Below are 12,537 nucleotides of genomic sequence, written 5' to 3' on the forward strand. Positions count from 1 at the left end.
AACGACAATCCGCCGGGCGACCGGCAGGGGAGACGACGCCGATGACGATCGCGGATCTGGCCGCCGCGCCTGCGCGCGCGGGCATTGTGGCCGCCGGGCTGGCCGCCCCACCGCCAGCGTTTTCCTACTGTTCGCAGCAGTACCGCGTGCTGTTCGGCTCCGGCACGACGGCGCGTCTCGGCGAGGAGGTCGATCGCCTCGGCATTCGCCGCGCGCTGGTCCTCACCACCCCGCAGCAGCAGGACGACGGCCGCCGTCTTGGCGCCACCCTCGGCGCGCGGCTCGCCGGGCAATTCTCCGGCGCGCGCATGCACACCCCGGTGGAAGTGACCGAAGCCGCGCTGCAGGTCGTCGAGGCGCAGGAGGTCGACGGCCTCGTCGCGCTCGGCGGCGGCTCGACCATCGGGCTCGGCAAGGCGCTGGCGCTGCGCACCGGGCTGCCGCATATCGCGGTCCCCACCACCTATGCCGGCTCGGAGATGACGCCGATCCTCGGCGAGACGCACCACGGCGTGAAGACCACCCGCAAGTCCCAGGACGTCATTCCCGACACCGTGATCTACGATGTCGACCTGACATTCGGCCTGCCGCCGCGCGTGTCGGCGGCCAGCGGCCTCAACGCCATCGCCCATGCGGTCGAGGCGCTCTATGCCGCCGATGCCAATCCGCTGACGTCGCTGATGGCGGAAGACGGTATCGCCGCGCTGGCGCGCGCGCTGCTGCGCATCATGGTCGATCCGGTCGATGCCGCCGCGCGCCACGACGCGCTCTATGGCGCCTGGCTGTGCGGCGCCTGCCTCGGCGCCGTCGGCATGGCGCTGCATCACAAGCTTTGCCATGTGCTCGGCGGCACGTTCGACCTGCCGCATGCCGAGACCCATGCGATCGTGTTGCCGCATGCCGCCGCCTACAATGCAGCTGCCGCGCCTGCCGCCATGGCGCGGGTCGCCCGCGCGCTTGGCGCCGCGGATGCGCCGCGCGGCCTGTTCGAACTCGCCCGTCGCCTCGGTCTGCCGACGGCGCTCGGCGCCATCGGCATGCCGGAAGACGGCATCGACCGCGCCGCCGGTCTTGCCGTGCAGAGTCCCTATCCCAACCCGCGGCCACTGGAGCGCGCCGCGCTGCGCGACCTGATCGCCGCCGCCTGGCGCGGCGACGCTCCCGTCCCATTCGAGGAGATCCGCCGATGACGACCTTCGACGATCACGCTCTCTCCGCCGAGGTGCTGCAGGCCTTCGCCGCCACGCCCAACCCGCGGCTCAAATACCTGCTGCAGGAGACCATTACCGCGCTGCACGATCTCGTGCGCCGCACCGGCCTGACCTTCGGGGAATGGAACGAGGCGATCGATTTCCTCACCCGCACCGGGCAGACGTGCACGCCGCTGCGCCAGGAATTCATCCTGCTGTCCGACGTGCTCGGCGTGTCGATGCTGGTCGACGCGGTCAACCATCGCGAGCGCGAGGGCGCGACCGAGACCACGGTGCTCGGCCCGTTCTATGTCGGCGATCATCGCCAGACGCCCCATGGCAGCGATATTTCAAAGGGCATCGACGGCGCTCCGATGGTCGTCGAGAGCCGCGTCACCGATCTCACCGGCAAGCCGATCGCCGGCGCCGAGGTCGATGTCTGGCACGCCGACGACGACGGCTTCTACGACTCGCAGAAGCCGGAATACGCCACCGCGGGACCGTCGCTGCGGGCGCGCTTCGTCACCGATGACGACGGCCGGTTCTCGTTCCGCACCATCCTGCCGTGCAGCTATCCGATCCCGACCGACGGCCCGGTCGGCGATCTCATCCGCGCCAGCGCGCGCCATCCGATGCGGCCGGCGCATGTCCACTTCCTGGTCAAGGCCGCCGGTTTCGAGCCGCTGATCACCCACGTCTTCCTCGAAGGTGACGAGTATCTGCGCTCCGACGCGGTGTTCGGCGTCAAGGACGAGTTGGTGGCGAAGGTCGAGACCCACGATGCGCCGATACTGCCGAACGGCGAGCGGGTCGAAGGCCCCTGGCACCGCATGACCTATCACTTCCAGATGAAGCCGGGCAGCGGGGCGGTGCCAAAGCCGCTGATGGCGGCGGAATGAGCGCGGACGACGACACGACACACAACAACAACCGGAGAGAGGGAATGACCAAGGCAGGACAGCCGATCGTCGAGACCGACGTGCTGGTGGTGGGCAGCGGCCCCGCCGGCGCCACCGCCGCCGCGCTGCTCGGCACCTATGGCGTCAGGCATATGCTGGTGACGAAATACGGTTGGCTTGCCGATACGCCGCGCGCCCACATCACCAACCAGCGCGCCATGGAGGTGCTGCGCGACCTCGGCCTCGAGGACCGCGCCAAGGTCTACGCCACGCCGCAGCATCTGATGGCCAACAACGTGTTCTGCGAAAGCCTCGCCGGCGAGGAGCTTGGACGGCTGTATTCCTGGGGCAACCATCCCGCGCGCAAGGCGGACTACGACCTCGCCAGTCCGACCAGCCATTGCGACCTGCCGCAGAACTTCCTCGAGCCGATCCTGATCGAGGCCGCCGGCCAGCGCGGCACTTCGTTGCGCTTCAACACCGAGTTCATCGACCTCGTGCAGGATGCCGACGGCGTCACCGCGACGGTCAGGGACCGCCTGAGCGGCGAGACCTCGCAGATCCGCGCCAAATACCTGATCGGCGCCGACGGTGGCCGCAGCCGCGTCGCCGAGGTAATCGGCCTGCCGATGGAAGGCCAGATGGGCCGCGCCGGCAGCATGAACATCGTGGCGAACGTGGATCTGACCAAATACGTCGCCCACCGCCCGAGCGTGCTGTACTGGGTGCTGCAGCCCGGCGCGCAGATCGGCGGCATCGGCGCCGGCGTCATCCGCATGGTGCGGCCGTGGAACGAGTGGCTGTTCATCTGGGGCTACGACATCTCGCAGGGCGAGCGGCGGCTGAGCGACGACGAGGCGGTGTCGATCGTGCGCAATCTCGTCGGCGACGACAGCCTCGACGTCACGATCCGCTCGACCTCGACCTGGACGGTCAACGAGATGTACGCCGGGCACTATGCCGTCGGCCGTGTGTTCTGCATGGGTGATGCGGTACACCGCCATCCGCCGAGCAATGGCCTGGGCTCCAACACCTCGATCCAGGACGCCTATAACCTCAGCTGGAAACTCAAGCTTGTGCTGGAGGGCAAGGCCGCGCCGTCGCTGCTCGACAGCTACAGCGCCGAACGCCAGCCGGTGGGCGCGCAGATTGTCAAGCGCGCCAACAAGAGCATTGGCGAGTTCGAGCCGATCTTCGATGCTGTCGGCCTGCTGTCGTCGAGCGATCCCGCACAGGCGCGGCGCAACATGGACGCGCGCAAGGCCAACACGGCCGATGCGCGCGAGCGCCGCCGCCGCTTCTATGACGCCGTGGCGCACAAGAGCTACGAGTTCAACTGCCACGGTGTCGAGATGAACCAGCGCTATGCCTCGGCCGCCGTGGTGCCGGACGGCACGCCGGCGCCGGCCTTCGCGCGCGACGCCGAGCTCTACTATCAGGCGACGACCTGGCCGGGCGCCCATCTGCCGCATGTCTGGGTCGAGCATCAGGCCCAGCGCAAGTCGACGCTGGATCTCGCCGGCCGCGGGCGCTTCACGCTGTTCACCGGCATCGGCGGCGACGGCTGGCGCCATGCCGCCGCGGCGGTCGAGGCGGCCTATGGCGTGCCGGTCGAGGTCGTGACCATCGGGCCCGCCGGCTGCGACGCGCTCGACATCTATGCCGACTGGTTCCGCCAGAGCGAGGTCGACGAGGACGGCTGCGTGCTGGTGCGCCCGGACATGTACGTCGCCTGGCGCGCGAAGACGGCGCAGGTCGATGCGTCCACGAAGCTCGTCGAGGTATTCGGCACGATCCTGGGCCGTGGCGCCGAAGGGCGGCAACCGAAGGCGTCGGCGGCGGCATGAGATGATCGGCCGCCCGCTCATCCTCGTCTCGAAGGATGAGGGCACTGGCGGTGCGGCATCGGCCTCATGGTTCGAGACGGCGCTACGCGCTTCCTCACCATGAGGAGCAATGCAGCGTGCGAGGCCGACCGGGACGAGAGAATTTGAGCAAGCAACGCGGCCGGCAATGCATCGGCTGCAACACATGGAGGGAACGATGGACCACAAGCTGACGACAGCGACGCCATGGCGGATCGACCGCCGCCGTCTGCTGCAGGGGATCGCCGGCGGCATCGCCGCGGGCGCGACGACGTTCGCAAGCCCGGCGGTGCGCGCCGCCGCCAAGCCGATCCGCATCGGCTACGTGTCGCCGAAGAGCGGCCCGCTCGCCGCCTTCGCGGAGGCCGACGATTTCGTACTCGGCGAATTCCGGAAAGTGGTGAAGGACGGCCTCAAGCTCGGCGGCCAGACCGTGCCGGTCGAGGTCGTCACCAAGGACAGCCAGTCCAACCCCAACCGGGCGGCGGAGGTCGCCAAGGAACTGATCACCCGCGACAACGTCGCAATGATCGTGGTCGGCGCGACGCCGGAGACCAACAATCCGGTCGCCACCCAGTGCGAGCTGGAGCAGGTGCCGTGCCTGTCCAGCGTCGCGCCGTGGCAGACCAACTTCATCGGCCGCCAGGCCAATCCGGCCGACCCGAAGAGCTGGAAGCCGTTCGGCTACACCTTCCATTACTTCTGGGGGCTGGAAGACGTCATCGCGGTGTTCACGGGGATGTGGAGCCAGGTCGCGACCAACAAGTCGGTCGGCGCGCTGTTCCCTAACGACGCCGACGGCAATGCCTGGGGCGACGGCGCCATCGGCTTTCCACCGGTGCTGGCCAAGGGCGGCTACAAGCTGACCGATCCCGGCCGCTTCCAGAATCTCACGGACGACTTCAGCTCGCAGATCGCCGCCTTCCGCGGCGCCGATGCGGAGATCGTCACCGGCGTCATCATCCCGCCGGACTTCACCACGTTCTGGAATCAGGCGCGCCAGAAAGGCTACAAGCCGAAGGTGGTGTCGGTCGCCAAGGCGCTGCTGTTCCCGACCACGGTGCAGGCGCTGGGCAAGGGTGGCAACAACATCTCGACCGAGGTGTGGTGGACGCCGAGCCATCCCTACAAGTCGAGTCTGACAGGCATCAGCGCCGCTGAACTCGCCAGGGGATACGAGCAGGCCTCCGGCAAGCAGTGGACGCAGCCGATCGGTTTCGTGCATTCGCTGTTCGAGGTCGCGGTCGATGCGCTCAAGCGCGCGGCCGATCCGAACGACGGCGCGGCGCTGGCGAAGGCGATCGGCGCGACCAGGCTCGACACCATTGTGGGCCCGGTGGCGTTCGGCTCCGACAAGGTGCCGCCATTCGCCGCGAAGAACATCGCCAAGACGCCGCTGGTCGGCGGCCAGTGGCGTCTCAACGGCGACAGGTACGACATGGTCATCACCGAAAACCGCACGGCGTCGCAAATCCCGCTCGGCGGCGAGATGCAGGCGCTGAGCTGATGGTCGCGGGGACCAACGTAGGAGGCGATGCGCGTCCTCATTTTCTGCGTCATTGCCGGGCTTGACCCGGCAATCCATCTGACGCGCGGCTCTTGGCCGGGCCGCAAAGATGGATACGCGGGTCAAGCCCGCGTATGACGCTGAGACTGTCGATGGGCTTGATATCTCATTCGTGCTGAACGACGGACCATCTTCATGCTTCAACTCCACAGCGTCTCCAAACGCTTCGGCGCCATCGTGGTCGCCGACGGCATCGACCTCGCACTGGCGCCGGGCGAGGCGCTCGGCGTCATCGGGCCGAATGGCGCGGGCAAGTCGACGCTGTTCAACCTGATCACTGGCATGCTGCGGCCGGATGCCGGTCGCGTCATGCTCGATGGCGCCGATATCACGGCGCTGCCGCCGGAGGCGCGCTGCCGCGCCGGCATCGGTCGCTCGTTCCAGATCCCGCAGCCGTTCGATCATCTCTCGGTCTACGAGAACCTCGCGGTCGCGGCGCTGTTCGGCGGCAACCTATCGGAAGCCGAGGCGGTGCAGCACTGCGGAACGACGCTCGCGCTCACCGGGCTCGAAGGCCGGGCCAACCGTCTCGCCGGCAGTTTGCCGCTGCTCGACCGCAAGCGGCTGGAGCTGGCGCGGGCGCTGGCGACGCGGCCGCGCCTGCTGCTGCTCGACGAGATCGCCGGCGGCCTCACCGAAGGCGAGTGCCGCGAGCTCGTCGCTACCATCCGCGGCATCCATGCGCAGGGCGTCGGCATCGTCTGGATCGAACATGTCGTGCATGCGCTACTCGCCGTGGTCGGCCGCTTGATGGTGCTCGACTTCGGCCGGGTGGTGGCGGAGGGCGATCCGGCGACGGTGATGCGCTCGCGCGAGGTGCAGACCATCTACATGGGCGTGCCGGCATGACCGCGTTGCTCAGCGCCAGTGCGCTCGATGCCTTCTACGGCGACTTCCAGGCGCTGTTCGGCATCGACTTCGAGCTCAAGGCGGGCGAGGCAGTGGCGGTGATCGGCGCCAACGGCGCCGGCAAGTCGACGCTGCTGAAGTCGCTCGCCGGCCTCGTGCGCAACCACGCCAACGCCATCCGCCTCGGCGGGCGACCGATCGGCGACGCGCCGGCGGCGCGTGTCGTCCGGCTCGGCCTCGCCCTCGTGCCCGAGGGGCGGCAGCTGTTTCCCTCGCTGTCGGTGGAGGAAAATCTTTTGATCGGCGCCTATGGCGGCGAACGCACCGCGCCATGGGATCTCGCCGCGGTCTACCGCATGTTTCCGGTGCTGCACGAGCGGCGGCGCGGCGCGGTCACCGTGCTGTCCGGCGGCCAGCAGCAGATGGTGGCGATCGGCCGCGCGCTGATGTCGAATCCGACGGTGCTGTTGTGCGACGAGATCAGCCTGGGGCTGGCGCCGATCGTGGTCGAGGACATCTACCGCATGTTGCCGCAGATCCGGGACAACGGCACCGCGGTGGTCGTGGTCGAGCAAGACATCGCCCGCGCGCTGCGCGCCACCGACCGCTTCTACTGCCTGCAGGAGGGGCGGGTGACGCTGCAGGGTGCCAGCCATGGCGTCGATCGCGACGCCATCCACGCCGCCTATTTCGGAACATGAGGGCGTCATGAGCGGACTGGATACGGTCATCGAAGGCGTGCTGCTCGGCGGCGTCTATGCGCTGTTCGCGCTGGGGCTGTCGCTGATCTTCGGCATCATGCGGCTGGTCAACCTCGCCCATGGCGATCTCGTGCTGCTTGCCGCCTATCTCGTGCTCAGCCTGACCACGGCATTCGGCCTGCCGCTCGCAGCGGCGACGCTGGTCGCTGTCGCGGCGATGTTCGTGCTCGGCTTCGCCCTGCAGCGCTTCGTGTTGCAGCGGGTGCTCGGCGACGACATCCTGCCGCCGCTGCTCGTCACCTTCGGCCTGTCGATCGTGATCCAGAACGGCCTGCTGCTGAGTTATGGCGCCGACAGCCGCCGGCTGCAGGCCGGGGCGTTCGACGCGGCGTCCGTGACGCTCGCCCCCGGGCTGAGCGTCGGGCTCGCGCCGCTGATCGCCCTCGTCATCGCCATTGCCGCGGTGGTGCTGCTGCAGCTGGTGTTCTATCGCACATCGCTCGGCCGTGCCTTCCGCGCCACCGCCGACAATCCGGCCATCGCGCAACTGATGGGCGTCAATGAGCGCAGCGTCTATGCCATCGCTGTCGGGCTGTCGCTGGCGGTTTCGGTGATCGCGGCCATCGTGTTCGGCATCCGCGCCAACTTCGATCCTTCGATCGGGCCGGCGCGGCTGCTCTACGCGTTCGAGGCGGTGATCATCGGCGGCCTCGGCAGCCTGTGGGGCACGCTCGCCGGCGGCATCGTGCTGGGGCTGGCGCAGAGCGTCGGCGCGCGGCTCAATCCGGAATGGCAGATCCTCGCCGGCCATCTCGCCTTCCTCGCGGTGCTGATGGTGCGGCCGCGCGGCCTGTTTCCCGCGAGGCGGCCATGACCGTGCACAGCGTCTCCGAGCGCGTGGCAGTGTCCACGGATGCGGCAGAGTGCAGCGACGCGCCGCTGTGGCAGGTCCGCGTCGGCACGCGGCTGTCGCGCATCGCCGCGATCGCCGGCGTCGTGGTCGTCGTCGGCCTCGCCGTGCTGCCGACGGTTGCCTCGCGTAACCTCATCCAGGACCTGATCTTCGTCTTCACCATGCTGGCGCTGGCGCAGCTCTGGAACGCGCTCGCCGGGTGGGGCGGCCTCGTCTCGGTCGGCCAGCAGGCGTTCGTCGGCCTCGGCGGCTATGCGCTGTTCGGCGCGATCGTCATCGCAGGCTGCGATCCGCTGCTCGCGGTGTTGCTCGCGGGCGTCGCCGCGGCGGTGGTTGCCGCCGTGCTCGGGCCGCTGCTGTTCCGCCTGGAGGGACCGTATTTTGCGATCGGCAGCTGGGTCGCGGCGGAGGCACTGCGGCTGGTCTGCGCCCAGGTCAAGTCGCTCGGCGGCGGCACCGGCATGTCGATCGCGCCGGCGGAGCTGTCGCAGATGGCCGGCCTCAAGGCGGTGCAGGCGCTGCTCGGCCTGCGCCCGGCGGCAGCGCGCGACGTTCTGGTGTACTGGCTGGCGCTCGTGCTCGCCGTCGCGATCACGCTCGGTCTCTACGTCTTCGTGCGCTCGCGCCTCGGGCTTGCGCTCGCCGCAAGCCGCGACAATGCCGCCGCGGCACGCAGCGTCGGCGTGCGCACCGGCCGCATCCGCTATGGATTGTGGGTGGTGGTGGCGTTCGCCACCGGTATCGTCGGCGCGGTCGTCTACCTGCAGAAGGCGCGCATCTCGCCGGATGCCGCCTTCAGCGTTACCGACTGGACGGCCTATGTCATCTTCATCGTGGTGATCGGCGGCGTGCGCACCATCGAGGGGCCGATGGTCGGTGTGCTGCTGCTGTGGGGGCTGCAGACCTACCTGTCGCAGTACGGCAGTCTCTATCTCGTGGTGCTGGGCACGCTGGCGATCCTGATCATGCTGTTCATGCCGCGCGGCGTCGGCGGCGAGGCGGCGCGGCGCTGGCAGCTCCGCCTGTTCCCGACGCAGCGCTGGCTGGAACGTCGCTGATTTCTCCGAGACGGACGCCGTGATTGCCGCTAAACGGTGGCGGACGGACCACAGGAGATCTTCGACCGATGACCACGTTTCGACAGCTGGTGGCCAGCGAGCGGCCGCTGGTGCTGCCCGGCGCCCACGATGCCATCAGCGCGCGGCTGATCCAGCGCGCCGGCTTCAAGGCCTATTTCATCGGCGGCTTTCCGCTGGTCGGCGCGCGCTACGGCGTCCCGGATATCGGTCTTGTCGCGCTCGGTGAGATCGGCGCCGGCATCCGCGACACCATGGCCGGCTCCGACCTGCCGGTGCTGGTCGATGCCGACAACGGCTATGGCGACGTCAAGACGGTGGTGCACGCCATCAACTTCTACGAGCGGCTCGGCGCGCAGGCGGTGTTCTTCGAGGACCAGGTGTCGCCCAAGCGCTGCGGCCACATCGCCGGCAAGCAGCTGTTGTCGAGCGCGCAGATGGAAGCCAACATCCGCGCTGCGGGCGAGAACCGCATCAACCGCGACACCTACATCATCGCCCGCACTGACGCGCGCGAGGTCTATGGCCTCGACGAGGCGCTGCGCCGTGGCGAGCGCTACGCCCGCGCCGGCGCCGACGCGCTGTTCATCGAGGCGCCGACCAGCGTCGAGGAGATGGCGGTGATCGGCCGCACCTTCGACGTGCCGCAGCTCGCCAACATGCTGGAAGGCGGCCGCACGCCGCTGCTGCGTCCGGCGGAACTCGAGGACCTCGGCTTCCGCATCGTGATCTACGGCATCTCGGCGCTGATGCATGCGGTGCGCGCCATGCAGAACGTCTACCACAGCCTCGCCCGCGGCGACATCGGCTTCGCCGGCAAGGGCGTCGGCTTCGAGGACTACAAGTCGATCGTCGGCTTCGAACGGTGGGCGGAGATCGAGGCGCGGTACCAGCCGAAGGAGGGGGAGCGGAGCTGAGGAGAGGCGTTCGGCGACACACCTTGCTGTTTGGCATGCATTGCGGGGGTCCATGTCGGATGCACCTTGGCCTCATGGTTCGAGACGCGGCCCTGCGGGCCGCTCCTCACCATGAGGAGGTTGAGCTCATCCTGGGGAGGTTCACCTCATCCTGAGGAGGCTGCATTGCAGCCGTCTCGAAGGATGAGGCCCGTGCGCCCGTTACTGCATCTTGCAGCGCGCGACACGGAATCTGCGCGCAGGCACCGGATGCGCAATTCCACGTAGTGACGGGCCCGCCGCAAATCAGCGAGAAGGAACGATCCGTTAACCGGATGCTCACCATGATGGGCGGGCCGGGCGAGCTGTGTGAGGAAACACATGGACGCGCAGAAGATGGCCGTCGAGGCCGTGGTGTCGTTGACCGGATGCGACCGCAAGGCGGCGTCCGATTGCATCATGAAGCTCTATCTGTCGGGGATCCATGATCCCAAGCGGCTGACGTTCCGCGCGCTGCGGATCGTGTCGGATCGCTGACGCCGGCTGTCGAAGCCGGCCTGACTGTTCGCAATCGCCGACCTGACCGTCGTGCGGCGCTCCGCGCCGCGCGATATCTCGTGCTTGCCGCATCGCGCGTATGACCGTGCGGCCGCGGGTCGTCGTTGCTCGCCGTCACAGCGTCGCCGTTGTCGTTGCCATGGCCACCATCCCCGCCGGGCGGGCGCCGCGAGGGGCGTCCGCTATCTGTTTGATGTTGTTGTTCAATACCTGCATTTATCATAATTATTATCAAAATATGATAATCTGGTTGATCTGATATCTCCATTGTGCTGAATAATGATAATCAGAATCATCAGACGGGATGTCTTTCATGCCTCTCACAGCCCTGCAGGCGAGTGCCTACCTGCACCACCTTCATCTCCACAGCCCCGATCCGGAGCGGCTCGCGGCGTTCTATGCCCGGGCGATGGAGATGACCGCGCAGCGCGCCGACGGCGGCTTCCGCCTCGACGGTCCGTCGCGCCGCCTGCTGATCAGCGAGGGACCGGCGAAGCATCTCGCGCACGCGGCGTTCGCGGTGCGCGATGCCAAGGGGCTCGCCGGCCTGCGCGCCCATGCGGCCGGCAACGGCCTAGCGCCGCGTGATCTCGCTTCACCGCTGCTTTCGGACGCGTTCGAGGTCACCGATCCCGACGGCAACGCCATCGTGTTCGGCCTCGCCACCGAAGCGCCCCATGCTGCCGACCGGCGGCTGCGCGGACCGCTGCAGCATCTCACGCTCGCGACGCGCGACGTCGGCGCGATCGAGGCGTTCTATGCCGGCAAGCTCGGCTTTGGCGTGTCCGATCGCGTCGTGCGCGAGGATGGCAAGGTGATGACCTGCTTCATGCGCGGCAACCACGAGCACCACAACCTCGCGTGCTTCTACCAGGATCGCCAGGGCATCGATCATCACTCCTACGAGGCTGGCGAGTGGGGCACTCTGCGCGACTGGTGCGACAACCTCGCGGCGCAAGACATTCAGCTGATGTGGGGCCCCGGCCGGCACGGCCCCGGCAACAACCTCTTCATCTTCATCGAGGATCCGGACGGCAACTGGATCGAGATCTCGGCCGAGCTCGAAGTGGTCCATGACCGTCCCGTCAAGCATTGGCCCCATGCGCCGCGGACGCTCAATCTCTGGGGCAACGCGATCATGCGGGCTTGAGGGGAGGGCGCGATGCGGTTCGTTTCTTTTATTGCCGAAGGCCGTGCGAGCTACGGCATCGCCCATGACGGTGGCGTGTTCGATCTCGGCGTGCGCCTCGGCGCTGTGCTGCCGGATCTCAAGTCGCTGCTGGTCGCACGCGCGCTCGGCCTTGCGCCGGAACTGCCGCGGCCGACCACGGTCGACTACGCCGGCGGCCAGTTCGCCTACGCCCCGGTCATCTCCAACCCTGACAAGATCCTGTGCGTCGGCCTCAACTACGAGGAGCATCGCAAGGAAACGGGACGGCCGGAGGCGGCGTATCCCGCGATCTTCACCCGCTTTGCCGACACGCTGATCGGCCATGACCAGCCGCTGCTGCTGCCGCCGGTGTCCAGCGCGTTCGACTACGAGGGCGAGCTCGCGGTGGTGATCGGCAGGGCAGGCTTCCGCGTGCCGGAGGATCGCGCGCTGTCGCTCGTCGCCGGCTATGCCTGCTTCAACGATGCCACGCTGCGCGACTGGCAGCGCCACACCCACCAGTTCACGCCAGGCAAGAACTTTCCCGGCACGGGCCCGTTCGGTCCGGAGCTGGTGACGCCGGACGAGATCGCCCGCCTCGACGACCAGCCGATCGTCACGCGGCTGAACGGCGCGGTGGTGCAGCAGGCGAGGCTCGGCGACATGATTTTCCCGATCGCCCGCGTCATCGCCTATCTCAGCGGCTTCACGCCGCTGCGCCCCGGCGACGTCATCGCCACCGGTACGCCCGGCGGCGTCGGCTTCAAGCGAGAGCCGCAGCTGTTCATGACCGCGGGCGACCGCGTCGAGGTCGAAATCGGCGAGATCGGCCGTCTCGCCAACCCCGTCGCCCGCGAACCCGCCGGAGCCTGA

At 68.2% G+C, this 12,537-nt stretch carries 12 protein-coding genes; all 12 read left to right on the forward strand.

The features are described 5' to 3' along the window. The first annotated feature begins 41 nt into the window (after positions 1-41). The 12 genes from JQ639_RS27830 to JQ639_RS27885 all read left to right on the forward strand — a co-directional run bounded on the left by JQ639_RS27830 (position 42) and on the right by JQ639_RS27885 (position 12,537). The gene (locus JQ639_RS27830) at positions 42-1,190 is read left to right on the forward strand and encodes a maleylacetate reductase (RefSeq protein WP_211962533.1); all 1,149 of its coding nucleotides are present in this window, start codon (positions 42-44) and stop codon (positions 1,188-1,190) included. Beyond that, a complete protein-coding gene (locus JQ639_RS27835) occupies positions 1,187-2,089 on the forward strand; it encodes a dioxygenase family protein (protein WP_211962535.1) in 903 nt (300 codons plus the stop codon). The genes JQ639_RS27830 and JQ639_RS27835 overlap by 4 nt, the downstream gene beginning before the upstream one ends. Positions 2,090-2,133: 44 nt before the next feature. Further along, positions 2,134-3,936 carry an FAD-dependent oxidoreductase gene (locus JQ639_RS27840; RefSeq protein WP_211962537.1) on the forward strand — a complete coding sequence of 601 codons (1,803 nt, stop codon included), beginning with the start codon at positions 2,134-2,136 and terminating at the stop codon, positions 3,934-3,936. Between the two features lie 196 nt (positions 3,937-4,132). Next, a complete protein-coding gene (locus JQ639_RS27845; protein ID WP_211962539.1) occupies positions 4,133-5,461 on the forward strand; it encodes an ABC transporter substrate-binding protein in 1,329 nt (442 codons plus the stop codon). A 195-nt stretch (positions 5,462-5,656) separates the two neighbouring features. Beyond that, entirely contained in the window at positions 5,657-6,370 is a 714-nt protein-coding gene (locus JQ639_RS27850; protein WP_249122820.1) for an ABC transporter ATP-binding protein, read from the forward strand. Next, positions 6,367-7,071, forward strand: a complete 705-nt coding sequence (locus JQ639_RS27855) for an ABC transporter ATP-binding protein (RefSeq protein WP_211962541.1) — start codon at positions 6,367-6,369, stop codon at positions 7,069-7,071. Before JQ639_RS27850 ends, JQ639_RS27855 begins: the two co-directional genes overlap by 4 nt. A 7-nt stretch (positions 7,072-7,078) precedes the next feature. Continuing rightward, complete coding sequence (locus JQ639_RS27860; RefSeq protein WP_211962543.1) at positions 7,079-7,945, forward strand: branched-chain amino acid ABC transporter permease; 867 nt, start codon at positions 7,079-7,081, stop codon at positions 7,943-7,945. Continuing rightward, positions 7,942-9,042 (forward strand): branched-chain amino acid ABC transporter permease, encoded by a 1,101-nt coding sequence (locus JQ639_RS27865; protein WP_211962544.1) that lies wholly within the window; start codon positions 7,942-7,944, stop codon positions 9,040-9,042. The genes JQ639_RS27860 and JQ639_RS27865 overlap by 4 nt, the downstream gene beginning before the upstream one ends. 68 nt (positions 9,043-9,110) lie before the next feature. Continuing rightward, positions 9,111-9,977: an isocitrate lyase/PEP mutase family protein gene (locus JQ639_RS27870; protein ID WP_211962545.1), complete on the forward strand. Its 867-nt coding sequence runs from the start codon at positions 9,111-9,113 to the stop codon at positions 9,975-9,977. Between the two features lie 360 nt (positions 9,978-10,337). Continuing rightward, positions 10,338-10,493 (forward strand): hypothetical protein, encoded by a 156-nt coding sequence (locus JQ639_RS27875; RefSeq protein WP_211962547.1) that lies wholly within the window; start codon positions 10,338-10,340, stop codon positions 10,491-10,493. A 334-nt stretch (positions 10,494-10,827) separates the two neighbouring features. After that, a complete protein-coding gene (locus JQ639_RS27880) occupies positions 10,828-11,664 on the forward strand; it encodes a VOC family protein (RefSeq protein WP_211962549.1) in 837 nt (278 codons plus the stop codon). Positions 11,665-11,676: 12 nt separating this feature from the next. Beyond that, the gene (locus JQ639_RS27885; protein WP_211962551.1) at positions 11,677-12,537 is read left to right on the forward strand and encodes a fumarylacetoacetate hydrolase family protein; all 861 of its coding nucleotides are present in this window, start codon (positions 11,677-11,679) and stop codon (positions 12,535-12,537) included.

It is taken from the genome of Bradyrhizobium sp. U87765 SZCCT0048, from assembly GCF_018131225.1.
In the GTDB taxonomy this organism is placed as follows: Bacteria; Pseudomonadota; Alphaproteobacteria; order Rhizobiales; family Xanthobacteraceae; genus Bradyrhizobium_A.